The sequence below is a fragment of the Pseudomonas sp. FGI182 genome, from assembly GCF_000511325.1.
Taxonomy (GTDB): domain Bacteria; phylum Pseudomonadota; class Gammaproteobacteria; order Pseudomonadales; family Pseudomonadaceae; genus Aquipseudomonas; species Aquipseudomonas putida_Z.
Genome location: NZ_CP007012.1, coordinates 692,501 through 716,639 on the forward strand (window position 1 = coordinate 692,501; position 24,139 = coordinate 716,639).

Sequence of the window (24,139 nt, forward strand, 5' to 3'; positions counted from 1 at the left end):
CTAGGAGGTTGGCTTAGAAGCAGCCACCCTTTAAAGAAAGCGTAATAGCTCACTAGTCGAGTCGGCCTGCGCGGAAGATGTAACGGGGCTCAAACCATGCACCGAAGCTACGGGTGTCATCTTAGGATGACGCGGTAGAGGAGCGTTCTGTAAGCCTGTGAAGGTGAGTTGAGAAGCTTGCTGGAGGTATCAGAAGTGCGAATGCTGACATGAGTAACGACAATGCGAGTGAAAAACTCGCACGCCGAAAGACCAAGGTTTCCTGCGCAACGTTAATCGACGCAGGGTTAGTCGGTCCCTAAGGCGAGGCTGAAAAGCGTAGTCGATGGAAAACAGGTTAATATTCCTGTACTTCCAGTTATTGCGATGGAGGGACGGAGAAGGTTAGGCCAGCCTGGCGTTGGTTGTCCAGGTTTAAGGTGGTAGGCTGAAATCTTAGGCAAATCCGGGATTTCAAGGCCGAGAGCTGATGACGAGTTGCCGTTAGGCGACGAAGTGGTTGATACCATGCTTCCAAGAAAAGCTCCTAAGCTTCAGATAACTGGGAACCGTACCCCAAACCGACACAGGTGGTTAGGTAGAGAATACCAAGGCGCTTGAGAGAACTCGGGTGAAGGAACTAGGCAAAATGGCACCGTAACTTCGGGAGAAGGTGCGCCGGCGAGGGTGAAGGACTTGCTCCGTAAGCCCATGCCGGTCGAAGATACCAGGCCGCTGCGACTGTTTATTAAAAACACAGCACTCTGCAAACACGAAAGTGGACGTATAGGGTGTGACGCCTGCCCGGTGCCGGAAGGTTAATTGATGGGGTTAGCGCAAGCGAAGCTCTTGATCGAAGCCCCGGTAAACGGCGGCCGTAACTATAACGGTCCTAAGGTAGCGAAATTCCTTGTCGGGTAAGTTCCGACCTGCACGAATGGCGTAACGATGGCGGCGCTGTCTCCACCCGAGACTCAGTGAAATTGAAATCGCTGTGAAGATGCAGTGTATCCGCGGCTAGACGGAAAGACCCCGTGAACCTTTACTATAGCTTTGCACTGGACTTTGAATTTGCTTGTGTAGGATAGGTGGGAGGCTTTGAAGTGGGGACGCCAGTTCTCATGGAGCCATCCTTGAAATACCACCCTGGCAACTTTGAGGTTCTAACTCAGGTCCGTTATCCGGATCGAGGACAGTGTATGGTGGGTAGTTTGACTGGGGCGGTCTCCTCCCAAAGAGTAACGGAGGAGTACGAAGGTGCGCTCAGACCGGTCGGAAATCGGTCGTAGAGTATAAAGGCAAAAGCGCGCTTGACTGCGAGACAAACACGTCGAGCAGGTACGAAAGTAGGTCTTAGTGATCCGGTGGTTCTGTATGGAAGGGCCATCGCTCAACGGATAAAAGGTACTCCGGGGATAACAGGCTGATACCGCCCAAGAGTTCATATCGACGGCGGTGTTTGGCACCTCGATGTCGGCTCATCACATCCTGGGGCTGAAGCCGGTCCCAAGGGTATGGCTGTTCGCCATTTAAAGTGGTACGCGAGCTGGGTTTAGAACGTCGTGAGACAGTTCGGTCCCTATCTGCCGTGGACGTTTGAGATTTGAGAGGGGCTGCTCCTAGTACGAGAGGACCGGAGTGGACGAACCTCTGGTGTTCCGGTTGTCACGCCAGTGGCATTGCCGGGTAGCTATGTTCGGAAGAGATAACCGCTGAAAGCATCTAAGCGGGAAACTTGCCTCAAGATGAGATCTCACTGGGATCTTGAATCCCCTGAAGGGCCGTCGAAGACTACGACGTTGATAGGTTGGGTGTGTAAGCGCTGTGAGGCGTTGAGCTAACCAATACTAATTGCCCGTGAGGCTTGACCATATAACACCCAAGCAATTTGCGCACGAAAGCCAAATTGTGGTGGTGAAGACGAAAGAACCGAAAGTTCGCAACATCACAAATATCGCATATCCGAATTCGCTGGGCTGTCCATCTGGACATTCTGGCAACAGAATTTCTTGACGACCATAGAGCATTGGAACCACCTGATCCCATCCCGAACTCAGCAGTGAAACGATGCATCGCCGATGGTAGTGTGGGGTTTCCCCATGTGAGAGTAGGTCATCGTCAAGATTCATTTCGCAAAACCCCTATCTGCGCATGCAGGTAGGGGTTTTGTCTTTCTGGCCCTAAAACCCCCAAGCCTCACCCAAATCCTCCGACCTTGTGCGATCCCTGTAGGAGCGGCCTTGTGTCGCGATCGGGCGCGCAGCGGCCGCAATCCAGGCGCCGCGGTTTACCTGTGAGACCCGGGATGCAGGCTTTACGGCCGCTTCGCGCCCGATCGCGACACAAGGCCGCTCCTACAAAGGTCGCGCAGGGCCGCTGTTATGTTGCCTCCCACAATTCGAGCCAGAACACTAGAATAGGCCCACGCACCTATTCAGAAGCGCTATATGCCCAATCCTGTCGAACCTGAAACCTTGGCTCAGTTGCCGCTGGACCAGCTTGTCGCCTGCCATGAATGCGACCTGCTGCTGCGCAAGCCCGTGCTCCAGCATGATGAGAAGGCCCAATGCCCGCGCTGCGGCTACGAGCTCTACGCCCATCGGCACAATGTGGTCAACCGCAGCCTGGCCCTGGTACTCACCGCCTTGCTGCTGTTTGTGCCTGCCAATTTTCTGCCGATCATGCAGCTGCACCTGCTTGGCCAGACATCGGACGATACCGTCTGGAGCGGCGTGCTGGGCCTGTACAACTCGGAAATGCGCGGCGTGGCCGTAGTGGTGTTCCTGTGCAGCATGGCCATCCCTCTGGCAAAACTGCTCTGTCAGCTGGTCGTGCTCCTGAGCATCCGCCTGAACGTGGGGCGTAGTTTCGGCCTGCTGTTCTACCGCATCTATCACCACTTGCGTGACTGGGGCATGCTCGAGGTCTATTTCATGGGCGTGCTGGTGGCCATCGTCAAGCTGGTGGACCTGGCCGAACTGACCGTGGGCCTGGGGCTGTTCTGCTTCATCAGCCTGTTATTGATCCAGGTGTGGCTCGAGGTGGTGATGTCACCGCACCAGATCTGGAGTGCGTTATCAGGGGAGGACCTGCATGCGGGCGATTGATGCAGGCATTCTTGTCTGCAATGAGTGTCACGAGCTGAACCGGCAACAGCCAGACAGCACTTCACAAACCTGTACACGCTGCGGTGCCATCGTGCATGCCCGTCGACCGAACAGTATCGCGCGCACCTGGGCGCTGCTGATTGCCGCGTCGATCCTGTACATCCCGGCCAACATGCTGCCGATCATGACCGTGAGCACCCTGGGCCAAGGCAGCCCCGACACGATCATGTCTGGGGTCATCACCTTGCTCAAGCATGGCATGGTGCCCATTGCTGCCGTGGTGTTCATTGCCAGTATCCTGGTGCCCACGTTCAAGCTGGTGGGTATCGGCTTGCTGTTGTACTCCGTTCAGCGCCGGCAGCCGCTTTCGGCGCGGCAACGGATATTGATGTATCGCTTCATCGAATTCATTGGGCGCTGGTCCATGCTCGATATCTTCGTCATCGCCATCCTGGTGGCGGTGGTGAATTTCGGCCGAATAGCCAGTGTCGAAGCCAACCTGGGCGCTGTCGCCTTTGCAACTGTGGTGATCCTGACAATGCTTGCCGCTTTAACTTTCGATCCCCGACTGATTTGGGATAACACGGAGTCGGATGACGACCATGAGTGACCTGCCAACGGCTAAAACCCGCCCAGCCTCGAACTGGTCGGCCATATGGATCCTGCCTTTGATCGCCTTGATGATCGGTGGCTGGCTTGCGTGGCAGGCTTACCGTGATGCCGGTGTGGAAATTGAAGTCCGCTTCGAGTCGGGCGAGGGTATCGTCGCCAACAAGACCGAGGTGATCTACAAGGGCATGCCGGTTGGCAAGGTCAAAAGCCTGGTGCTCGACGCCAAGGGTGAGAACCAGGGGGTGATCGCCACCATCGAGATGAACAAGGCTGCCGAGCCTCATCTGACCAAAGGTACGCGTTTCTGGCTGGTAAAGCCGAGCGTCAGCCTGGCGGGTATTTCCGGCCTTGAAACCCTGGTGTCAGGCAACTACATCGCCGTCAGCCCGGGGGAGGGGGAGCGCACCAAGCGTTTTACCGCCTTGAAGGTGGCGCCGCCGCTGTCGGACACCGAGCCGGGCCTGCACCTTACCCTCAAGGCCGAGCGGCTAGGGTCGCTCAACCGTGACAGCCCGGTGTTCTACAAGCAGATCCAGGTTGGCCGGGTCAAAAGCTACCGCCTGTCCGAGGACCAGAGCACCGTCGAGATCAAAGTCTTCATCGAGCCGGCCTATGCCAGCCTGGTGCGCAAGCACACGCGTTTCTGGAATGCCAGCGGCGTCAGCATCGATGCCTCGCTCTCGGGCGTGAAAGTGCGTAGCGAATCGCTGTCGAGCATTGTTGCTGGTGGTATCGCCTTTGCCACGCCGGAACACCGCAAGGACAGCCCTCCCACCGACTCGAACCTGCCGTTCCGTCTGTATGAGGACTTCGATGCGGCCCAGGCCGGTATCCGGGTAAAGGTGAAACTGAGCGATTACGAGGGCCTGCAGGCGGGCCGTACACCGGTCATGTACAAGGGCATCCAGGTGGGCTCGCTCAAAGCCCTGACAATGGCAGACAACCTGGCCAGTGCATCGGCCGAGCTTACGCTGGACCCGTTGGCCGAGGATTATCTGGTCGAGGGCACGCAGTTCTGGGTGGTCAAACCATCGATATCCCTGGCGGGTATCACCGGCCTGGAAGCGCTGGTCAAGGGTAACTACATTGCCATTCGCCCTGGTGAGAAGGGGGCGCGGCCAGAGCGTGAGTTCGAAGCCCGCGCCAAGGCACCGCCGCTCGACCTCAAGGCACCAGGCCTGCACATGGTGCTGTTCGCCGACACCCTGGGTTCGCTGGAAGTCGGTAGCCCGGTCATGTACCGCCAGGTGAAGGTGGGTAGCGTGCAAAGCTACCAGTTCGCCCGCAACAGCAATCGCATCCTGATCGGTGTGCATATCGAGAAGGAATACGAAAAGCTGGTCAACGGTTCGTCGCGCTTCTGGAATGTCAGTGGCATCACCCTGACGGGCGGCCTGTCGGGCATCAAGATCAAGAGTGAATCACTGCAGACCCTGATGGCTGGTGGTATCGCGTTCGATACGCCACGGCCTGATGTGCCGCTCAAACGACACATCCCACGCTTCCGCCTGCATGACAGCCAGGAGGCGGTCAACCGCGCGGGTACGTTGATCACCATTCGTGTGGACCGTGCCGACGGCCTCAAGCCAGGCACGGCGATTCGCTTCCGCGGCCTGGATGTGGGTAGCGTCGAGAGCGTCGACCTGACCGATGACTTGCAGGCGGTGCTGCTACGGGCGCGCATTACCGAAGCGGCGGACCGTATCGCCCGCGTCGGTACGCAGTTCTGGGTGGTCAAGCCAGCCTTTGGCCTGGTGCGCACGCAGAACCTCGACACCCTGGTGGGCGGGCAGTACCTGGAAGTGCAGCCGGCTGCCAAGGACCGTGGCCCACAGCGCGATTTCATCGCCTTGGGCGACGCCCCGCAGGTGGCAGGGCCTGAAGTCGGCCTGCCGTTGACGCTGAGCGCTCCGCGCCGTGGCTCGATCAAGCCGGGCGTGCCGGTGACCTACCGTGAGGTTGCGGTGGGCAAGGTGACGGGCTTCGAGCTGGGTCAGAGCGCTGACCGTGTGTTGATCCATATCTTGATCGAACCGCGCTATGCGGCCCTGGTGCGTAGCGGTAGTCGCTTCTGGAACAGCAGCGGCTTCGGTTTCGACTGGGGTCTGGTCAAGGGGGTTACGGTGCGTACCGAGTCGGTGGAGACCATGATCGACGGCGGTATCGCCTTTGCCACGCCGGATGGCGAGCAGATGGGCAACCCGGCACGGCCGCAGCAGACGTTCGCCTTGTTCGACAAGGCCGAGGATGAATGGCTGCAGTGGGCGCCGAAGATTCAGATAGCGAAGTAGCACACTGGGCAAACACGGCCCTGCTTTTTGTAGGAGCGGCCTTGTGTCGCGATCGGGCTGCGCAGCAGCCCCTCGGTTTCAGCGTCGATGCTGATATTGCTGGGGCTGCTGCGCAGCCCGATCGCGACACAAGGCCGCTCCTACAAAAGCGGATCGGCGATGTTGCAAAGGTCGCAGCAGCGAGGCGGCGATGTGCACAAATCGCAGGCAACAAAAAACCGACCCTAGGGTCGGTTTTTCGACTAGCACGTCGCTTAGGCAGCTGCAGCTTCTTTCAGCGCCTTGATGTGGCCATTCAGACGGCCTTTGTGACGAGCAGCCTTGTTCTTGTGGATGATGCCCTTGTCGGCCATACGGTCGATTACAGGCACAGCCAGAACGTAAGCGGCTTGCGCTTTTTCGGCGTCTTTTGCGTCGATGGCCTTGACTACATTCTTGATGTAGGTGCGGACCATGGAACGCAGGCTGGCGTTGTGGCTGCGACGCTTCTCAGCCTGTTTTGCACGTTTCTTGGCGGAAGGTGTGTTGGCCACCGTCGAGCTCCTCGAAAGACTTTAGGTAAATAGCAAACAAAATAGGCCGCGAATCATGCCGATCAGTCGAACGGATGTCAAGGCCACCTGCAAGGTTCCGCCGAGCGGTGCGCCAACAAGAGGGAAATATTCCTTTCTGCTGCGCGACCTGTAAACTCGGGAATTTTTGGCTCCCCTGCGAAGGCGCGGGAGTATCGCACATTCGGACGCTGTCTGGCAGCGTCCTCTGCCCTTGGCGTGAATCTTTTCGATGAACCTGCTCAAATCCCTGGCTGCGGTAAGCTCGATCACCATGATTTCGCGGGTGCTGGGCTTTGTCCGCGACACCATCCTGGCGCGTGTTTTCGGTGCCGGCATCGCCACCGATGCCTTCTTCATCGCTTTCAAGCTGCCCAACCTGCTGCGGCGCATCTTCGCCGAGGGTGCGTTTTCCCAGGCCTTCGTGCCGATCCTGGCCGAATACAAGACCCAGCAAGGCGAGGAGGCGACCCGCACCTTCGTTGCCTATGTCAGTGGCCTGCTGACCCTGGTTCTGGCGCTGGTGACCGCCATCGGCATTCTGGCGGCACCGTGGGTGGTGTGGGCGACCGCGCCAGGTTTTGTCGACAGCGCCGAGAAATACGAATTGACCACCGCCCTGTTGCGCGTGACTTTTCCTTATATATTGCTGATCTCGCTGTCGTCCCTGGCCGGGGCGATCCTCAATACCTGGAACCGTTTCTCGGTACCGGCCTTTACCCCGACCCTGCTGAACGTGGCGATGATTGCCTTCGCCGTGCTGCTCACGCCGTATTTCGACCCGCCAATCATGGCCCTGGCCTGGGGCGTGCTGGCGGGCGGCCTGGCGCAGTTGCTGTACCAGCTGCCAGCGCTGAAGAAGATCGGCATGCTCGTGCTGCCACGCCTGAACCTGCGTGATGCCGGCGTGTGGCGGGTGCTCAAGCAGATGCTGCCGGCGATCCTCGGGGTGTCGGTGAGCCAGATCTCGCTGATCATCAACACCATCTTCGCCTCCTTCCTGGTGGCCGGTTCGGTGTCGTGGATGTATTACGCCGACCGCCTCATGGAGCTGCCTTCCGGCGTGCTGGGCGTGGCCCTGGGCACCATATTGCTACCTACGCTGGCCAAGACCTACGCCAACAAGGACCGCGAGGAATACTCGCGGATCCTCGACTGGGGCCTGCGCCTGTGCTTCCTGCTGGTGCTGCCATGCACCCTGGCCCTGGCCATCCTCGCCGAGCCATTGACCGTGGCGCTGTTCCAGTACGGCAAGTTCACCGCCGTCGACGCGGCCATGACCCAGAAGGCGCTGATCGCCTATTCCGTGGGCTTGCTGGCGATCATTCTGGTCAAGGTACTGGCACCCGGCTTCTATGCGCAGCAGAATATCCGTACACCGGTGAAGATCGCGGTATTCACCCTGGTCTGCACCCAACTGTTCAACCTGGCCCTGATCGGCCCGCTCGCGCATGCCGGCCTGGCCCTGGCGATCAGCCTGGGGGCCTGCCTGAACGCCGGCCTGCTGTTCTGGAAGCTGCGCAGCCAACAGCTGTTCCAGCCGCAGCCAGGCTGGGCGATGTTCCTGCTCAAGCTGGTGCTGGCGGTGGGGCTGATGTCGGCGGTGTTGCTGGCCGGCATGCATTACCTGCCGGCCTGGGAGCAGGGCAACATGCTCGAGCGCCTGGTGCGCCTGGGGGCTCTGGTACTGGCGGGCATCATGACCTATTTCGGCTGCCTGTACCTGTGCGGCTTCCGGCCTCGGCATTTCGCCCGCAAGGCCTTGCACTAAGGCATCGGGCGGGTCAGGCGTCGGTTTTTCGCATTCCACGCCGCCCTTGGGCGCTGCTGCCTGTCACCGGCGCCCGGGTGTGGTTATAATCGGCCACTTTATGAGCAAGAAGCGCGTTATGCAGCTGGTTCGAGGTCTTCACAACCTGCGCCCCGAGCACCGGGGCTGTGTCGCCACCATTGGCAACTTCGACGGGGTTCACCGCGGCCACCAGGCGATCCTGGCGCGCCTGCGCGAGCGCGGCCAGGCCTTGGGCCTGCCGACCTGCGTGGTGATCTTCGAACCGCAACCACGCGAGTACTTCGCCCCCGACACCGCGCCGGCCCGCCTGGCCCGCCTGCGCGACAAGATCGAGCTACTGGCGGCCGAGGGTATCGACCGGGTGCTGTGCCTGGCATTCAACCAGCGCCTGAGCAAGCTCAGTGCCGATGCCTTCGTCAAGGCCATCCTGGTCGACGGCCTGGGTGTACGCCACCTCGAAGTGGGCGATGACTTCCGCTTCGGCTGCGACCGCGCTGGCGACTTCGCCTTCCTGGTCGAGGCCGGCAAGCAGTACGGCTTCACCGTCGAGGCTGCCAACACGGTGATCCAGGACGGCCTGCGGGTCAGCAGCACCGAAGTGCGCAAGGCCCTGTCCGAAGGCAACTTCGAGCTGGCCGAGCACCTGTTGGGCCGCCCGTACCGCATCAGCGGCCGCGTGTTGCATGGCCAGAAGCTGGCCCGCCAGCTCGGCACACCTACCGCCAACATCCAGCTCAAGCGCCGCCGCGTGCCGCTGTCCGGGGTCTACCTGGCCAGCATCGAAATCGACGGCAAGGCCTGGCCGGGTGTCGGCAATATCGGCGTGCGCCCCACCGTTGCCGGTGACGGGCGCCCGCACCTGGAGATTCATCTGCTGGACTATGCCGGCGACCTTTACGGCCGGCGCCTGACGGTGGAGTTCCACCACAAGCTGCGTGAAGAGCAGCGATTCGCCTCCCTGGAGGCGCTGAAGTCGGCGATCGATGCGGATATCGCCGCCGCACGTGCACATTGGCACGCTCAACCGTTAACGAAGAGCCTGAAATGACCGACTACAAAGCCACGCTTAACCTTCCGGACACCGCCTTCCCCATGAAGGCCGGCCTGCCTCAGCGCGAACCGCAGATCCTGCAGCGCTGGGACAGCATTGGCCTGTACCAGAAGCTGCGCGAAATTGGCAAGGATCGTCCCAAGTTCGTCCTGCACGACGGCCCGCCCTATGCCAACGGCAAGATTCACATCGGTCATGCGCTGAACAAGATCCTCAAGGACATGATCGTCCGTTCCAAGACCCTGGCCGGCTTCGATGCGCCGTATGTGCCGGGCTGGGACTGCCATGGCCTGCCGATCGAGCACAAGGTCGAGGTCACCCACGGCAAGCACCTGTCCGCCGACCGCACCCGCGAGCTGTGCCGCGAGTACGCCGCCGAGCAGATTGAAGGGCAGAAGACCGAGTTCATCCGCCTGGGCGTGCTGGGTGACTGGGACAACCCGTACAAGACCATGAACTTTGCCAACGAGGCCGGCGAAATCCGCGCCCTGGCCGAGATGGTCAAGCAAGGCTTCGTGTTCAAGGGCCTTAAGCCGGTGAACTGGTGCTTCGATTGTGGTTCGGCCCTGGCCGAGGCCGAAGTCGAATACGCCGACAAGAAATCGCAGACCATCGACGTTGCCTTCCCGGTAGCCGATGAGGCCAAGCTGGCTGCCGCCTTCGGCCTGGCTTCGCTGGCCAAGCCGGCCGCCATCGTGATCTGGACCACCACCCCGTGGACCATCCCGGCCAACCAGGCGCTGAACATCCACCCGGAGTTCAAGTACGCCCTGGTCGACACCGGCGAGCGCCTGCTGGTACTGGCCGAAGAGCTGGTGGAATCGTGCCTCAAGCGCTACAGCCTGGAAGGCTCGGTCATCGCCACCGCCCAGGGTTCGGCGCTGGAACTGATCAACTTCCGCCACCCGTTCTACGACCGCCTGTCGCCAGTCTACCTGGCCGACTACGTCGAACTGGGCGCCGGTACCGGCGTGGTGCACTCCTCGCCAGCCTACGGTGAAGACGACTTCGTCACCTGCAAGCGCTACGGCATGGTCAACGACGACATCCTCACCCCGGTGCAGAGCAACGGCGTGTACGTGGACTCGCTGCCATTCTTCGGCGGCCAGTTCATCTGGAAGGCCAACCCGGCCATCGTCGAGAAGCTGAGCGAAGTCGGTGCGCTGATGCACACCGAAACCATCAGCCACAGCTACATGCACTGCTGGCGCCACAAGACCCCGCTGATCTACCGCGCCACCGCGCAGTGGTTCGTGGGTATGGACAAGCAGCCGACCACCGGCGAGCCGCTGCGTGAGCGTGCACTGAAAGCCATCGAGGACACCAAGTTCGTGCCGGCCTGGGGCCAGGCGCGCCTGCATTCGATGATCGCCAACCGCCCGGACTGGTGCATCTCGCGTCAGCGCAACTGGGGCGTGCCGATCCCGTTCTTCCTGCACAAGCAGACCGGCGAGCTGCACCCACGCACCGTCGAGCTTATGGAAGCAGTGGCCAAGCGCGTCGAACTGGAAGGCATCGAGGCCTGGTTCAAGCTGGACGCCGCTGAATTGCTGGGTGCTGAAGCCGAGCAGTACGACAAGATCACCGACACCCTGGACGTGTGGTTCGACTCGGGTACCACCCACTGGCACGTGCTGCGTGGCTCGCATGACATCGGCCACGCCACCGGCCCGCGTGCCGACCTGTACCTGGAAGGTTCCGACCAGCACCGCGGCTGGTTCCACTCGTCGTTGCTGACCGGTTGCGCCATCGACGGCCACGCGCCGTACCGCGAGCTGCTGACCCACGGCTTCACCGTGGACGAGAACGGCCGCAAGATGTCCAAGTCGCTGGGCAACACCATCGAGCCGGAGAAGGTCAACAACACCCTGGGTGCCGATATCCTGCGCCTGTGGGTTGCCGCTACCGACTATTCCGGTGAAATGGCCGTTTCCGAGCAGATCCTGCAACGCAGCGCCGACGCCTACCGCCGTATCCGCAACACTGCACGCTTCCTGCTCTCCAACCTGTCCGGCTTCGACCCGGCCCGCGACCTGCTGGCCCCGGAAGACATGCTGGCGCTGGACCGCTGGGCCGTAGACCGCACCCTGCTGCTGCAACGCGAGCTGGAGGAGCACTACAGCGAGTACCGTTTCTGGAACGTCTACTCCAAGGTGCATAACTTCTGCGTGCAGGAGCTGGGCGGCTTCTACCTCGACATCATCAAGGACCGCCAGTACACCACCGGCGCCAACAGTGTCGCCCGCCGTTCCTGCCAGACCGCGCTGTACCACATCAGCGAGGCGCTGGTGCGCTGGATCGCGCCGATCCTGGCGTTCACCGCCGACGAAATCTGGCAGTACCTGCCAGGCGAGCGCAACGAGTCGGTAATGCTCAACGGCTGGTACCAAGGCCTGAGCGAACTGCCGGAAGGCACCGAACTGGACCGCGCCTACTGGGACCGCGTGATGGCCGTCAAGGCATCGGTCAACAAGGAGCTGGAAAACCAGCGTACCGCCAAGGTCATCGGCGGCAACCTGCAGGCTGAAGTAACCCTGTACGCCGACGAAGGCCTGAGCGCCGACCTGGGCAAGCTGGGCGACGAACTGCGCTTCGTGCTGATCACCTCGGCTGCCAGCGTGGTGCCGTTCGCGCAGGCGCCGGCCGCAGCCGTGGCCACCGAAGTCGAAGGCCTCAAGCTGCAAGTGGTCAAGTCCGGCCACGCCAAGTGCGGCCGTTGCTGGCACTTCCGCGCCGACGTCGGCAGCCACCCGGAGCACCCGGAAATCTGCGGCCGTTGCGTCGACAACCTGAGCGGTTCCGGCGAGGTGCGCCACTATGCCTAACCCTGCAGCGGGGCGCTTCGGGCGCCTTGCATGGCTTTGGCTGAGCCTGGTGGTACTGGTCCTCGACCAGGCCACCAAGCTGTATTTCAACAATGCCCTGACCATGTACCAGCAGGTTGTCGTCATCCCTGACTACTTCAGCTGGACCCTGGCCTACAACACCGGCGCGGCTTTCAGCTTCCTGGCGGAAAGCTCCGGCTGGCAGCGCTGGCTGTTCGCCCTGATCGCCGTGGTGGTCAGTGCCGTGCTGGTGGTGTGGCTCAAGCGCCTGGGGCGCAACGAGACCTGGCTGGCCGTGGCGCTGGCGCTGGTGCTGGGGGGCGCGATCGGCAACCTGTACGACCGCGTCGTGCTCGGCCATGTGGTCGACTTCATCCTGGTGCACTGGCAGAACCGCCATTACTTCCCGGCCTTCAACCTGGCCGACAGCGCCATTACCGTTGGTGCGGTGATGCTGGCGCTGGATATGTTCAAGAGCAAGAAGTCCGAGGATCCGGTCCATGACTGACACCCGTATCGGCCAGAACACCGAAGTCACCCTGCACTTCGCGCTGCACCTGGAAAACGGCGACACCGTCGACAGCACGTTCGACAAGGCCCCGGCCACCTTCAAGGTTGGCGATGGCAACCTGCTGCCAGGTTTCGAGAACGCGCTGTTCGGCTTCAAGGGCGGTGACAAGCGTACCGTCGTGGTGGCCCCGGAGAACGCCTTCGGCCAGCCCAACCCGCAGAACGTGCAAGTCATGCCGCGGTCCCAGTTCGAGGGCATGGAGTTGTCCGAAGGGCTGTTGATCATCTTCAACGACGCCGCCAACACCGAGCTGCCGGGTGTGGTCAAAGCGTTCGATGACGACCAGGTGACCATCGACTTCAATCACCCATTGGCTGGCAAGACCCTGACCTTCGAGGTGGAGATCCTCGAGGTGAAGGCCCTGTAAGCCTGGAGCCGAGCATGCAAATCAAACTCGCCAACCCTCGCGGCTTCTGCGCGGGGGTCGACCGGGCGATCGAGATCGTCAACCGCGCGCTGGAAGTCTTCGGCCCGCCGATCTATGTGCGTCACGAAGTGGTGCACAACAAGTTCGTGGTGGAAGACCTGCGCAACCGCGGCGCCATCTTCGTCGAAGAGCTGGACCAGGTACCGGACGATGTCATCGTCATCTTCAGTGCCCACGGGGTTTCCCAGGCCGTGCGCCAGGAAGCCGCTGGCCGTGGCCTGAAAGTGTTCGATGCCACCTGCCCGCTGGTGACCAAGGTGCACATCGAAGTGGCCAAGTACAGCCGCGACGGCCGTGAGTGCATCCTCATCGGCCACGAAGGGCACCCGGAAGTCGAAGGCACCATGGGCCAGTACGACGCCAGCAACGGTGGCGCCATCTACCTCGTCGAAGACGAGGAGGATGTTGCCAACCTGCAGGTGAAGGACCCGGACCACCTGGCGTTCGTCACCCAGACCACGCTGTCGATGGACGACACCAGCCGCGTCATCGACGCCCTGCGTGCGCGCTTCCCGAACATTGGCGGCCCGCGCAAGGACGACATCTGCTACGCCACCCAGAACCGCCAGGACGCGGTCAAGCAACTGGCGGACGAGTGCGACGTGGTACTGGTGGTCGGCAGCCCGAACAGCTCCAACTCCAACCGCCTGCGCGAGCTGGCCGAGCGCATGGGCACCCCGGCCTACCTGATCGACGGTGCCGAGGACCTGCAGCGTGGCTGGTTCGAGCAGACGGCGCGAGTCGGCATCACCGCCGGTGCTTCGGCCCCCGAAGTACTGGTGCGTGGTGTGATCGAGCAGCTCAAGGCCTGGGGCGCCAGCGGTGCTGAAGAGCTGGATGGGCGGGAAGAGAACATCACCTTCTCCATGCCCAAGGAGCTGCGGGTTCGGTCGCTGATCTGACCGCAGTTTGCGCGATCCCCTGTAGGAGCGGCCTTGTGTCGCGAACGGGCTGCAAAGCAGCCCCAGGATTTCAGCGTTAGCGCTGATATTGCCGGGGCCGCTTTGCGGCCCGTTCGCGACACAAGGCCGCTCCTACATTGACCGCGCTGATCTGCTAGTGGTGTCTTTGCATCGGGATTTTTTTGGCTCTCCCATATCTACCCTGACCCTGCCAGTCGATGCCATCACTACTTGATACTGGCTAGTTGCGGTCAAGCGCTCGCAAATCTCCATCGTTGAACCTAACCAATTACTGGTTGCCCCAAGCGGAACCCCTTGCGCACTGAATTTCAGCTGCTCACCGCGATTGCTCGTGATCTTCAGTGGCCGTGAAAGACGCTGCTCACGCAGCACCTGATGGTTATGCTCCAGCATCACCCGCCAACCATTCCCCCAATTACCGTCCAACGCCTGCACCAGCACCGGCTGGCTTTGCAACATGGCATGGCTGCGCGCACTGCGCAGCGCCTGCGCCAGGTCTCGCGCAGCTGCCGCCCTGTGTAGGTCGTCGCTCAATCTGGCGTAGGCCGGCATGCCGAGCTGTGTCAGCAATACGGCCACCGCCAGGGCCGACAACATTTGTATCAGTGTTACACCTCGTTGCTTCACCGTGCATTCCTCCCTGGAAGTGCTTGGCTGTAGCTTCACGGTCGTTGGACCGGCGGTCCAGTCGCCCGGGTTCAATGCATTTGCAGGAAAAGTCGCAGGAGGTGCAGGGATGCACGCAAGACAACAGGGCATGACGCTTCTGGAAGTGTTGTTGGCGGTGGGTGTGGTGGCCGTGGGTATGTTCGCAGCGGCAGGCCTGCAACTGCAGGCATTGCAGGCAGCGGAGGACGCGCGCCGCGATGGGCAGGCGGCAATGGCGGCGCACAGTGAGCATGAAAGGGGGCGGCCATGAGCCACGCCCAGCGTGGTTTCGGCTTGCTTGAGCTGATGCTGGCGCTGACCATCGGGTTGCTGCTGTTGGCGGCGGCCAGCCAGCTATTCGCCTCGGCACACCATACCTGGCGGCTGCAAAGCACGGCAGTACGCATGCAGGATGAGGCTCGCCTGGCATTGCTGCGAATGGCCCAGGATATCCGCATGACCGGGATGTTCGGCTGCTTGCGACTGCAGCCAAAGCACTTCGGCAGTACGAGCGCAGAGCACGCATTCGCCCGGCCGATGGAAGTCGAAGCATCCACCCTTAGCCTGGTCGTGGCGGAGTTACCTGGGCAAGCCGGGGCCCCGCAGTGGTTCCTGCACACGGACTGTACTAGCAAAGTGTCTGTGGACGATGAGTTGAAGGAGGGCTACCCACAGGTTCACCCCATCAGCAAATATGTCTACCAACTCGAGGGCAATACGCTGAGATTCAAACGCAAAAACAGCACATTCCAGCCGCTGGTTGAAAATGTGCGGTCAATGCGTTTGCAACGTGTGCAAATGGCACAGGGGGAGCGGGTGGACATTGCCCTGACGCTTTACGAACCCACGCTCGAACTTGAACAGCACCATGAACTGAGCGTCGCAGTCCGCAACCCGGTGCCGGCTTCATGAGTCGTCAGCGTGGCATAGTCCTGTTATTGGCCCTGGTCTTGAGCATGCTGCTGGGGCTGCTTGCGGCGTCGGCCCTGCGTGATGCGCTGGCGCAAACGCGAATGACCGGCTATCTGAGCGAAGGCCTGCTGGCGCTGGAGCAGGCCGAGGCCACGCTGCTGGCAGGGGCAGGCGAGCTCGAGCGGGATCCCCCCGACCCTTGCGAGGCGTGCCCGCCACCCGCTCGACCGCATGACCTGAGCGGGCAGTGGCAGCGCACGCCAACCGGCTATTTCCATTTGCAGAATCTGGGTACCAGCGAACACGCGGCGCATATGCCGGAAGGGCAGCAGGTCACCCTGTACCGCGTCACCGCCGTCAGCCTGCAAACCCAGTCACGGCATGTGCTGGAAGCGGTCTACGCCGTGGCTGGCGACATAACCCGGCGCATCACCTGGCGGCAAAGATTGCGAGGAGACTGACATGCAGCAAGGCTTGAGCCTGATCGAGTTGTTGATTGTGCTGGCCGTGACCGGCATTCTGGCAGCCATTGCCTACCCCAGTTACAGCGACCAGCTACGGCGAGCCGCGCGCAGCGAAGTGGTTGGCGTGCTGCATGATGCCGCCCTGCGCCTGGAGCGCCACCGCGTACGCACTGGCCAATACGCCGAGGGCGACCCGGCCTTGCCCGACGGTACCCGCTATTACAGCCTGCAGGCCCAGCGCGACAGCGACACCTTCACGCTGCGCGCCCGGCGGCTGCCGAGCGGGCTGATGGCGCAGGACCGCTGTGGCGATTTCCAGCTCGACCAGGCCGGCGTGCAGCGCAATCCGGGTGCCGTCGAAGACAGCGTGCACTGCTGGGGAAGCTGAAGGTTGAATGATGCCCGGTGCATCGCGGATTTACTTCAGGTGTTGGATCGACAGATGAGCAAGCAAGTAGTGGTGGTCGGTGGCGGGGTGATCGGCCTGCTGACGGCATTCAACCTGGCGGCGAAGGTCGGGCAGGTGGTGGTATGTGACCAGGGTGAGGTCGGCCGTGAGTCGTCCTGGGCCGGCGGTGGCATCGTCTCGCCGCTGTACCCGTGGCGCTACAGCCCGGCCGTGACCGCCTTGGCACACTGGTCGCAAGACTTTTATCCACAGCTGGGCGAGCGTTTGTTCGCCAGCACCGGCGTCGACCCCGAAGTGCACACTACCGGCCTGTACTGGCTCGACCTGGACGACGAGGCCGAAGCGCTGGCCTGGGCCGAGCGTGAGCAGCGGCCGCTGAGTGCCGTGGATATCTCGGCGGCCTATGACGCGGTGCCGGTGCTGGGCCCGGGCTTCAAGCGTGCCATCTACATGGCCGGCGTGGCCAACGTGCGCAACCCTCGTCTGGTGAAGTCGCTCAAGGCGGCGTTGCTGGCGTTGCCCAACGTGACCTTGCGTGAGCACTGCCAGATTACCGGCTTCGCCGAGCAAGGCGGTCGCGTGACCGGTGTAAAGACGGCAGAAGGCGTGCTGGCGGCGGATGAGGTGGTGCTCAGTGCCGGCGCCTGGAGTGGCGACCTGCTGCGTACGCTCGGCCTGGAATTGCCGGTGGAGCCGGTGAAGGGCCAGATGATTTTGTTCAAATGTGCCGAAGACTTCCTGCCGAGCATGGTGTTGGCCAAGGGGCGCTATGCGATCCCTCGGCGCGACGGGCATATTCTGGTGGGTAGCACGCTGGAGCATGCCGGGTACGACAAGACACCGACCGAGGAGGCGTTGGAGAGCCTGAAGGCCTCGGCGGTGGAGTTGCTGCCTGAGCTAGAGGGGGCCACGGTGGTGGCGCATTGGGCCGGGCTGCGGCCGGGGTCGCCGGAAGGTATTCCGTACATCGGGCCGGTGCCGGGGCATGCGGGGCTGTGGTTGAACTGCGGGCATTACCGCAACGGGCTGGTGCTGGCGCCGGCTTCGTGCCAGCTGTTTACCGACCTGTTGACCGGGGCAGAGCCGATCATTGACCCGGCGCCGTATGCGCCAGCCGGGCGGTTGAACTGATATTGCCGGGGCCGCGTTGCGGCCCTTTCGCGACACAAGGCCGCTCCTACAGGGGCCTCGTACTCCCTGTAGGAGCGGCCTTGTGTCGCGAAAGGGCTGCAAAGCAGCCCCAGTTTCTAGCGGGATTGCCCCGGCCCTTGCTGCAGGTGCGCCTGGCTGCAATACCACTCATTGCCCTGCTGCAGCGCCCGGTCATTGGGCAGGTGCACGCCGCAATGGGCGCAGCGCACCATCTTCAGCGGCGCATCCAGCTTGGCCTCGGGGTGCGACTGTTGGCTGGCTTTGAACTTGCGCCACAGCCAGAACGCGGCGGCGATCAGGGCGATCCAGAAAAGTAGGCGAACCATGGTGTCCAGCTTGTCGGTTGAAGAAGCCGACAGTCTAGGACGCGGCCAATAAAAAAGGGAGGCCCAAGGCCTCCCTTTCATGTACCGCTGCGTATCAGTCGAACAGACCAAAGGTCATGTAGCTGAACCAGGAGCGGTCTTTCTCGGCTTCCTTCGGCCCTTCCGGCACGATCGGGTCACCGTTCTCGTCAGTTGGCAGCAACTCACGTGGCATCTCGTCACGTGCGTCCTGGAACTGCTTGACCACGTCCTGGTTGGCGCGGGTTTCACCCGGCGGCAGCGGGGTTTCGGTTTCGATCAGGCCCAGGGTCGCCTTGGACAGCCAGCCGCGGCCGTCAGACTCGGTCTGCTTTGGCTGGAACTCGCCATCTGCCAGGCTCGGGTGGTCCGGGTAGTTGAGCTTGAGGGTTTCCAGGCTGGTGGCGGCCAGTTCGTCCAGGTGCATCTTCTGGTACGCCTCGACCATCACCGCCAGGCCGTCGCCGACCGATGGGGTTTCCTGGAAGTTCTCCACCACGTAGCGGCCACGGTTGGCGGCGGCTACATAGGCCTGGCGGCTCAGGTAGTAGTCGGCCACGTGGATTTCGTACGAGGCCAGCAGGTTGCGCAGGTAGATCATGCGCTGCTTGGCGTCGGGCGCGTAGCGGCTGTTGGGGAAGCGGCTGGTCAGCTGGGCGAACTCGTTGTACGAGTCGCGGGCAGCGCCCGGGTCACGCTTGGTCATGTCCAGCGGCAGGAAGCGCGCCACCAGGCCACGGTCCTGGTCGAACGAGGTCAAGCCCTTGAGGTAGTAGGCGTAGTCGACGTTCGGGTGCTGCGGGTGCAGGCGGATGAAGCGCTCGGCAGCCGACTTGGCAGCCTCGGGCTCGGAGTTCTTGTAGTTGGCGTAGATCAGCTCGAGCTGCGCCTGGTCGGCATAGCGGCCGAACGGGTAGCGCGACTCCAGGGCCTTGAGCTTGTTCACGGCGCTGGTGTAGCTGGAGTTGTCCAGGTCAGCTTGCGCCTGCTGATACAGCTCGGCCTCGCTGAGGTTCTCGTCAATCACTTCTTTATTGGAGGAACAGGCCGCGGTGAGCCCGAGGATGGCGATCAGCAGCAGGTGTTTCACTTGCATGGCGGCTTGCGTCCCTTTGACGGCCGCTGTCTTGGGCGGTGCCGTCCTGTTATGATGAGCGCCCCGGCCAACCCCGGGACAAAAGAAGTCGTATTTAACCACAAGCTCGCAGCCGAAACCAAAGGCTGTGCGCCCGCCGAATCGAGCATGTCCGAGATCATTCAACTTAGCGCAGAGGTCCCGTCCGAACTGGGCGGTCAACGCCTCGACCAGGTCGCCGCCCAATTGTTCGCCGAGTACTCGCGTTCCCGGCTGACTTCGTGGATCAAAGAAGGCCGCCTGACGGTCGATGGTGCCGTGGTGCGCCCTCGAGACCTCGTCTATGGTGGCTCGCAACTTGTCCTGGAGGCCGAGCAAGAGGCCCAGGGCGAGTGGGTCGCCGAAGATATCGAGCTGGATATCGTCTACGAAGACGACCATATCATGGTGATCAACAAGCCTGCCGGGCTGGTTGTGCACCCGGCCGCCGGGCATGCCAGCGGGACTTTGCTCAATGCACTGCTGCACCACGTGCCTGACATCGTCAACGTACCGCGCGCCGGTATCGTCCACCGCCTGGACAAGGACACCACCGGCCTGATGGTGGTGGCCAAGACCTTGCAGGCGCAGACCCGGCTGGTCGAGCAGATGCAGGCGCGCAAAGTCAGCCGCATCTACGAGTGCATCGTGATTGGCGTGGTCACTGCCGGCGGCAAGATCGATGCCCCGATCGGCCGCCACGGCGGCATGCGCCAGCGCATGGCGGTCACCGACGGCGGCAAGCCGGCGGTCAGCCACTACCGTGTGCTCAAGCGCTTCCGCTCGCACACCCACGTGCGGGTCAAGCTGGAAACCGGCCGTACCCACCAGATTCGCGTGCACATGGCTCACGTTGGCTTCCCGTTGGTCGGCGACCAGACCTACGGCGGGCGCTTCCGCATTCCGCCAGCAGCCAGCCCGACCATGGTCGAGGCGGTGAAAACCTTCCCGCGCCAGGCACTGCATGCGCGCTTCCTGGCATTGGCCCACCCGATCACCGGTGAAGTCATGAAATGGGAATCGCCGCTGCCGGATGACTTCGTCTGGTTGCTGTCGCTGCTGAACCAGGACCGCGAGAGCTTTGTCGGATGAGTGGCCTGACGCAGTCGCTGCTGTTCCCCGACTGGCCAGCCCCGGCCTCGGTGCGCGCCTGTGTCACCACCCGCCTGGGCGGCATCAGCCTGCCGCCCTATGAAACCTTCAACCTTGGCGACCATGTAGGGGACGACCCTGCCGCGGTGGCCGAGAACCGTCGTCGCCTGAGCGACGAATTCGCCATCCAGCCGGCCTGGCTCAAGCAGGTGCATGGGCTGGTGGTGGCGGATGCCGACCCGGCCGTGGTGGCCGAGGCCGACGCCAGCTGGACCGACCAACCTGGCATTGCCTGTACCGTGATGACTGCCGATTGCCTGCCTGCGCTGTTCTGCGACCGGGCCGGTACCCGCGTGGCCGCGGCGCATGCTGGCTGGCGCGGGCTTGCCGGTGGTGTGCTGGAGGCCACCTTGGATCGCCTGGCACTGCCGCCCGAAGAGGTGCTGGTGTGGTTGGGGCCGGCGATTGGCCCGCAGGCGTTCGAAGTGGGGCTGGAGGTGCGGGATGCCTTTACGGCTGTGCACCCGGAAGCGGCCAGGGCCTTTGTCGATGGTGCCCGGCCGGGCAAGTTGATGGCCGACATCTATGAGCTGGCGCGTATTCGTTTGGCGGCGCGTGGGGTGACTGCTGTTTACGGCGGTGGCTTGTGCACGGTCAGCGATGAGCGGTTCTTCTCCTATCGCCGTACCCCTCAGGGTGGGCGCTTTGCTTCCCTGGTGTGGCTGGAGCCGCGCTAGCCTGCACTGGCCTCTTCGCGGGCACGCCCGCTCCCACAGGTACACCACAGGTTTAAAAGGTTGCGGACTCCTTGTGGGAGCGGGCATGCCCGCGAATGGCCCAGCACTAATCCAACAGGTTGACCCCGGTCAACCCCGCTACGCTTGAATCTTCCAGAATCAGCCTTATCTATAAGGTCATCTCAGGCAGGTTTCTTCATAAACAGGCGCTGTCCATCGCTCCGACCTGCCCTTTAAAGGAAGGTACCCCATGCGAATAGACCGTTTGACCAGCAAGCTGCAGCTTGCAATATCCGATGCCCAATCCCTGGCCGTTGGCATGGACCACCCTGCCATCGAGCCCGTGCACCTGTTGCAGGCACTGCTCGAGCAGCAGGGCGGTTCGATCAAGCCGCTGCTGATGCAGGTAGGCTTCGACATCAACAGCCTGCGCCAGGCGCTGGTGAAAGAACTCGACCAGCTGCCGAAAATCCAGAACCCCACCGGCGACGTGAACATGTCGCAGGACCTGGCGCGCCTGCTCAACCAGGCCGACCGCCTGGCCCAGCAGAAGGGTGACCAGTTCATTTCCAGCGAGCTGGTGCTGCTGGCCGCCATGGACGAAAACAGCAAGCTCGGCAAGCTGTTGTTGAGCCAGGGCGTGACCAAGAAGGCCCTGGAAAATGCCATCAACAACCTGCGCGGCGGCGCGGCCGTAAACGACGCCAACGCCGAGGAATCGCGCCAGGCGCTGGACAAGTACACTGTCGACCTGACCAAGCGTGCCGAAGAAGGCAAGCTGGACCCGGTGATCGGTCGTGACGACGAAATTCGCCGTACCGTGCAGGTGCTGCAACGCCGTACCAAGAACAACCCGGTGCTGATCGGTGAGCCTGGCGTAGGCAAGACCGCCATCGCCGAAGGCCTGGCCCAGCGCATCATCAATGGTGAAGTGCCCGACGGCCTCAAGGGCAAGCGCCTGCTGGCGCTGGACATGGGCGCGCTGATTGCCGGTGCCAAGTACCGCGGCGAGTTCGAAGAGCGCCTCAAAGGCCTGCTGAACGAGCTGTCCAAGCAGGAAGGCCAGATCATCCTGTTCATCGACGAGCTGCATACCATGGTCGGCGCCGGCAAAGGCGAGGGCGCCATGGATGCCGGCAACATGCTCAAGCCGGCCCTGGCCCGTGGCGAGCTGCACTGCGTTGGCGCCACCACGCTGAACGAGTACCGCCAGTTCATCGAGAAGGACGCGGCCCTGGAGCGCCGCTTCCAGAAGGTGCTGGTCGAGGAGCCGAGCGAGGAAGACACCATCGCCATCCTGCGTGGCCTGAAGGAGCGCTATGAAGTGCACCACAAGGTGGCCATCACCGACGGCGCCATCATTGCTGCGGCCAAGCTCAGCCACCGCTACATCACCGACCGCCAGCTGCCGGACAAGGCCATCGACCTGATCGACGAAGCGGCCAGCCGCATCCGCATGGAGATCGACTCCAAGCCGGAAGTGCTCGACCGCCTCGACCGTCGCCTGATCCAGCTGAAGGTGGAATCGCAGGCGCTGAAGAAGGAAGAAGACGAAGCGGCGAAAAAACGCCTGGAGAAGCTGACCGAGGAGATCGACCGGCTGGAGCGTGAGTACGCCGACCTGGAAGAAATCTGGGCCTCCGAGAAGGCCGAGGTGCAGGGCTCGGCGCAGATCCAGCAAAAGATCGAGCAGGCCCGCCAGGAGCTGGAGACCGCCCGTCGCAAAGGCGACCTGAGCCGCATGGCCGAGCTGCAGTACGGGGTGATCCCGGACCTGGAGCGCAGCCTGCAGATGGTCGACCAGCACGGCAAGACCGAAAACCAGTTGCTGCGCAACAAGGTCACCGAGGAAGAAATTGCCGAAGTGGTGTCGAAGTGGACCGGTATCCCGGTGGCCAAGATGCTCGAAGGCGAGCGTGAAAAGCTGCTGAAGATGGAAGAGCTGCTGCACCAGCGCGTGATCGGCCAGGGCGAAGCGGTAACCGCGGTGGCCAACGCCGTGCGCCGTTCGCGTGCCGGGCTGTCCGACCCGAACCGGCCGAGTGGCTCGTTCCTGTTCCTTGGCCCGACCGGGGTGGGCAAGACCGAGCTGTGCAAGGCGCTGGCCGAGTTCCTGTTCGACACCGAAGAGGCGATGGTGCGCATCGACATGTCCGAGTTCATGGAGAAGCATTCCGTGGCTCGCCTGATCGGTGCCCCACCAGGCTATGTAGGGTATGAAGAGGGCGGTTACCTGACCGAGGCGGTACGGCGCAAGCCATACTCGGTGGTGCTGCTGGACGAGGTGGAGAAGGCCCACCCGGATGTGTTCAACGTGCTGCTGCAGGTGCTGGAAGACGGCCGCCTGACCGACAGCCACGGGCGCACCGTGGACTTCCGCAACACCGTCATCGTGATGACCTCCAACCTGGGCTCGGCGCAGATCCAGGAACTGGTGGGTGACCGCGAGGCACAGCGTGCGGCGGTGATGGATGCGGTGGGTTCGCACTTCCGTCCGGAGTTCATCAACCGTATCGACGAAGTGGTGGTGTTCGAGCCACTGGGCCGCGAGCAGATTGCCGGCATTACCGAAATCCAGCTGGGCCGCCTGCGCAGCCGCCTGCTGGAGCGCGAACTGTCGCTGAGCTTGAGCCCGGAGGCGTTGGACAAGCTGATTGCTGTGGGTTACGACCCGGTGTATGGCGCACGGCCGCTGAAGCGGGCCATCCAGCGCTGGATCGAAAACCCGTTGGCGCAGTTGATCCTGGCAGGCAAGTTCATGCCGGGGACGGCGATTACCGCCAAGGTGGAAGGCGACGAAATCGTCTTCGGCTGATCTGTTTCACCATGAGCCCCGCATCTGCGGGGCTTTTTTTTGCCTGTGCTGTACCTGTGGGAGCGGGCAGGCCCGCGAAGAGGCCCTCACAGCCCCAGCAAATCCGGGCCTTTCCGGCTTCCCGGATAACTAGCTGAAATTTTTGAAATTTTTGCTTGCATCTAAAAACGAGTGCCCCTAATATACGCCGCGTTGTCAGGCACTAAGCGAATCACCAGCAACATCGGTGACCGCAAAACAACTTACAAATCAGTAAGTTGAATGAAAAAAAGTGGTTGACAAGCAAAACGAAGAATGTAGAATAGCCGGCCTCAGCAGCGACA

General features: G+C 62.1%; 21 protein-coding genes and 2 rRNA genes (1 of these 23 only partly in view). 19 read left to right on the forward strand and 4 right to left on the reverse strand.

The window, feature by feature from the left end:
- The 5 genes from C163_RS03065 to C163_RS03085 all read left to right on the forward strand — a co-directional run.
- Window positions 1-1,851, forward strand: a 23S ribosomal RNA gene (locus C163_RS03065) (it extends 1,042 nt beyond the left edge of the window).
- 136 nt (window positions 1,852-1,987) lie between these two features.
- Window positions 1,988-2,103: ribosomal RNA gene (gene rrf, locus C163_RS03070) — 5S ribosomal RNA — on the forward strand.
- 323 nt (window positions 2,104-2,426) lie between these two features.
- Window positions 2,427-3,086, forward strand: a complete 660-nt coding sequence (locus tag C163_RS03075; protein WP_025337591.1) for a paraquat-inducible protein A — start codon at window positions 2,427-2,429, stop codon at window positions 3,084-3,086.
- Window positions 3,073-3,696, forward strand: a complete 624-nt coding sequence (locus C163_RS03080; protein WP_015268842.1) for a paraquat-inducible protein A — start codon at window positions 3,073-3,075, stop codon at window positions 3,694-3,696. Before C163_RS03075 ends, C163_RS03080 begins: the two co-directional genes overlap by 14 nt.
- On the forward strand, window positions 3,689-5,989 hold the full coding sequence (locus tag C163_RS03085; protein ID WP_025337592.1) for a PqiB family protein: 2,301 nt from the start codon (window positions 3,689-3,691) through the stop codon (window positions 5,987-5,989). The genes C163_RS03080 and C163_RS03085 overlap by 8 nt, the downstream gene beginning before the upstream one ends.
- A 254-nt stretch (window positions 5,990-6,243) precedes the next feature.
- Here the strand turns inward: C163_RS03085 and rpsT are convergent, their stop codons facing one another.
- Window positions 6,244-6,522 carry a 30S ribosomal protein S20 gene (gene rpsT / locus C163_RS03090; protein WP_003247625.1) on the reverse strand — a complete coding sequence of 93 codons (279 nt, stop codon included), beginning with the start codon at window positions 6,520-6,522 and terminating at the stop codon, window positions 6,244-6,246.
- Between the two features lie 250 nt (window positions 6,523-6,772).
- Between rpsT and murJ the strand changes: the two genes are divergently transcribed.
- The 6 genes from murJ (at window position 6,773) to ispH (ending at window position 14,108) form a co-directional block, all read left to right on the forward strand.
- Entirely contained in the window at window positions 6,773-8,311 is a 1,539-nt protein-coding gene (murJ, locus tag C163_RS03095) for a murein biosynthesis integral membrane protein MurJ (RefSeq protein WP_025337593.1), read from the forward strand.
- Between the two features lie 118 nt (window positions 8,312-8,429).
- The gene (ribF, locus tag C163_RS03100; protein WP_025337594.1) at window positions 8,430-9,380 is read left to right on the forward strand and encodes a bifunctional riboflavin kinase/FAD synthetase; all 951 of its coding nucleotides are present in this window, start codon (window positions 8,430-8,432) and stop codon (window positions 9,378-9,380) included.
- A complete protein-coding gene (gene ileS, locus C163_RS03105; protein ID WP_025337595.1) occupies window positions 9,377-12,208 on the forward strand; it encodes an isoleucine--tRNA ligase in 2,832 nt (943 codons plus the stop codon). Before ribF ends, ileS begins: the two co-directional genes overlap by 4 nt.
- Window positions 12,201-12,716 carry a signal peptidase II gene (gene lspA, locus C163_RS03110; RefSeq protein WP_025337596.1) on the forward strand — a complete coding sequence of 172 codons (516 nt, stop codon included), beginning with the start codon at window positions 12,201-12,203 and terminating at the stop codon, window positions 12,714-12,716. Before ileS ends, lspA begins: the two co-directional genes overlap by 8 nt.
- Entirely contained in the window at window positions 12,709-13,146 is a 438-nt protein-coding gene (gene fkpB / locus C163_RS03115; protein ID WP_003258215.1) for an FKBP-type peptidyl-prolyl cis-trans isomerase, read from the forward strand. The genes lspA and fkpB overlap by 8 nt, the downstream gene beginning before the upstream one ends.
- A 14-nt stretch (window positions 13,147-13,160) precedes the next feature.
- Complete coding sequence (gene ispH / locus C163_RS03120) at window positions 13,161-14,108, forward strand: 4-hydroxy-3-methylbut-2-enyl diphosphate reductase (protein WP_025337597.1); 948 nt, start codon at window positions 13,161-13,163, stop codon at window positions 14,106-14,108.
- A 132-nt stretch (window positions 14,109-14,240) separates the two neighbouring features.
- Here the strand turns inward: ispH and C163_RS03125 are convergent, their stop codons facing one another.
- Complete coding sequence (locus tag C163_RS03125) at window positions 14,241-14,756, reverse strand: GspH/FimT family pseudopilin (protein WP_025337598.1); 516 nt, start codon at window positions 14,754-14,756, stop codon at window positions 14,241-14,243.
- Window positions 14,757-14,865: 109 nt separating this feature from the next.
- On the opposite strand from C163_RS03125, the gene C163_RS03130 reads away from it, so the two are divergent.
- From C163_RS03130 to thiO, 5 genes are read left to right on the forward strand one after another with little or no spacing between them, the layout of a single operon-like run.
- A complete protein-coding gene (locus C163_RS03130) occupies window positions 14,866-15,048 on the forward strand; it encodes a prepilin-type N-terminal cleavage/methylation domain-containing protein (RefSeq protein WP_025337599.1) in 183 nt (60 codons plus the stop codon).
- Entirely contained in the window at window positions 15,045-15,689 is a 645-nt protein-coding gene (locus C163_RS03135; protein ID WP_025337600.1) for a PilW family protein, read from the forward strand. Before C163_RS03130 ends, C163_RS03135 begins: the two co-directional genes overlap by 4 nt.
- Window positions 15,686-16,150, forward strand: a complete 465-nt coding sequence (locus C163_RS03140) for a hypothetical protein (RefSeq protein WP_025337601.1) — start codon at window positions 15,686-15,688, stop codon at window positions 16,148-16,150. The genes C163_RS03135 and C163_RS03140 overlap by 4 nt, the downstream gene beginning before the upstream one ends.
- A 1-nt stretch (window position 16,151) precedes the next feature.
- Window positions 16,152-16,541: a type IV pilin protein gene (locus C163_RS03145; RefSeq protein ID WP_025337602.1), complete on the forward strand. Its 390-nt coding sequence runs from the start codon at window positions 16,152-16,154 to the stop codon at window positions 16,539-16,541.
- Between the two features lie 54 nt (window positions 16,542-16,595).
- A complete protein-coding gene (thiO, locus tag C163_RS03150) occupies window positions 16,596-17,693 on the forward strand; it encodes a glycine oxidase ThiO (RefSeq protein WP_025337603.1) in 1,098 nt (365 codons plus the stop codon).
- A gap of 116 nt (window positions 17,694-17,809) precedes the next feature.
- On the opposite strand, the gene C163_RS03155 is transcribed toward thiO, so the two are convergent.
- Window positions 17,810-18,040 (reverse strand): PP0621 family protein, encoded by a 231-nt coding sequence (locus tag C163_RS03155; protein ID WP_015268854.1) that lies wholly within the window; start codon window positions 18,038-18,040, stop codon window positions 17,810-17,812.
- Window positions 18,041-18,134: 94 nt separating this feature from the next.
- The gene (locus C163_RS03160; protein WP_025337604.1) at window positions 18,135-19,154 is read right to left on the reverse strand and encodes an outer membrane protein assembly factor BamD; all 1,020 of its coding nucleotides are present in this window, start codon (window positions 19,152-19,154) and stop codon (window positions 18,135-18,137) included.
- Between the two features lie 147 nt (window positions 19,155-19,301).
- Between C163_RS03160 and rluD the strand changes: the two genes are divergently transcribed.
- From rluD to clpB, 3 genes are all read left to right on the forward strand, one after another.
- Window positions 19,302-20,264, forward strand: a complete 963-nt coding sequence (gene rluD / locus C163_RS03165; RefSeq protein ID WP_025337605.1) for a 23S rRNA pseudouridine(1911/1915/1917) synthase RluD — start codon at window positions 19,302-19,304, stop codon at window positions 20,262-20,264.
- A complete protein-coding gene (gene pgeF / locus C163_RS03170; RefSeq protein WP_025337606.1) occupies window positions 20,261-21,001 on the forward strand; it encodes a peptidoglycan editing factor PgeF in 741 nt (246 codons plus the stop codon). Before rluD ends, pgeF begins: the two co-directional genes overlap by 4 nt.
- Window positions 21,002-21,251: 250 nt before the next feature.
- Window positions 21,252-23,816 carry an ATP-dependent chaperone ClpB gene (gene clpB, locus C163_RS03175; protein ID WP_025337607.1) on the forward strand — a complete coding sequence of 855 codons (2,565 nt, stop codon included), beginning with the start codon at window positions 21,252-21,254 and terminating at the stop codon, window positions 23,814-23,816.
- Window positions 23,817-24,139 lie beyond the last annotated feature (323 nt).

Bases quoted from the DNA above. Each gene is read 5' to 3' on its own strand.
- C163_RS03075 (WP_025337591.1), top strand. From the start codon at position 2,427: ATGCCCAATCCTGTCGAACCTGAAACCTTGGCTCAGTTGCCGCTGGAC.
- C163_RS03080 (WP_015268842.1), top strand. From the start codon at position 3,073: ATGCGGGCGATTGATGCAGGCATTCTTGTCTGCAATGAGTGTCACGAG.
- C163_RS03085 (WP_025337592.1), top strand. From the start codon at position 3,689: ATGAGTGACCTGCCAACGGCTAAAACCCGCCCAGCCTCGAACTGGTCG.
- murJ (WP_025337593.1), top strand. From the start codon at position 6,773: ATGAACCTGCTCAAATCCCTGGCTGCGGTAAGCTCGATCACCATGATT.
- ribF (WP_025337594.1), top strand. From the start codon at position 8,430: ATGCAGCTGGTTCGAGGTCTTCACAACCTGCGCCCCGAGCACCGGGGC.
- ileS (WP_025337595.1), top strand. From the start codon at position 9,377: ATGACCGACTACAAAGCCACGCTTAACCTTCCGGACACCGCCTTCCCC.
- lspA (WP_025337596.1), top strand. From the start codon at position 12,201: ATGCCTAACCCTGCAGCGGGGCGCTTCGGGCGCCTTGCATGGCTTTGG.
- fkpB (WP_003258215.1), top strand. From the start codon at position 12,709: ATGACTGACACCCGTATCGGCCAGAACACCGAAGTCACCCTGCACTTC.
- ispH (WP_025337597.1), top strand. From the start codon at position 13,161: ATGCAAATCAAACTCGCCAACCCTCGCGGCTTCTGCGCGGGGGTCGAC.
- C163_RS03130 (WP_025337599.1), top strand. From the start codon at position 14,866: ATGCACGCAAGACAACAGGGCATGACGCTTCTGGAAGTGTTGTTGGCG.
- C163_RS03135 (WP_025337600.1), top strand. From the start codon at position 15,045: ATGAGCCACGCCCAGCGTGGTTTCGGCTTGCTTGAGCTGATGCTGGCG.
- C163_RS03140 (WP_025337601.1), top strand. From the start codon at position 15,686: ATGAGTCGTCAGCGTGGCATAGTCCTGTTATTGGCCCTGGTCTTGAGC.
- C163_RS03145 (WP_025337602.1), top strand. From the start codon at position 16,152: ATGCAGCAAGGCTTGAGCCTGATCGAGTTGTTGATTGTGCTGGCCGTG.
- thiO (WP_025337603.1), top strand. From the start codon at position 16,596: ATGAGCAAGCAAGTAGTGGTGGTCGGTGGCGGGGTGATCGGCCTGCTG.
- C163_RS03155 (WP_015268854.1), bottom strand. From the start codon at position 18,040: ATGGTTCGCCTACTTTTCTGGATCGCCCTGATCGCCGCCGCGTTCTGG.
- C163_RS03160 (WP_025337604.1), bottom strand. From the start codon at position 19,154: ATGCAAGTGAAACACCTGCTGCTGATCGCCATCCTCGGGCTCACCGCG.
- rluD (WP_025337605.1), top strand. From the start codon at position 19,302: ATGTCCGAGATCATTCAACTTAGCGCAGAGGTCCCGTCCGAACTGGGC.
- pgeF (WP_025337606.1), top strand. From the start codon at position 20,261: ATGAGTGGCCTGACGCAGTCGCTGCTGTTCCCCGACTGGCCAGCCCCG.
- clpB (WP_025337607.1), top strand. From the start codon at position 21,252: ATGCGAATAGACCGTTTGACCAGCAAGCTGCAGCTTGCAATATCCGAT.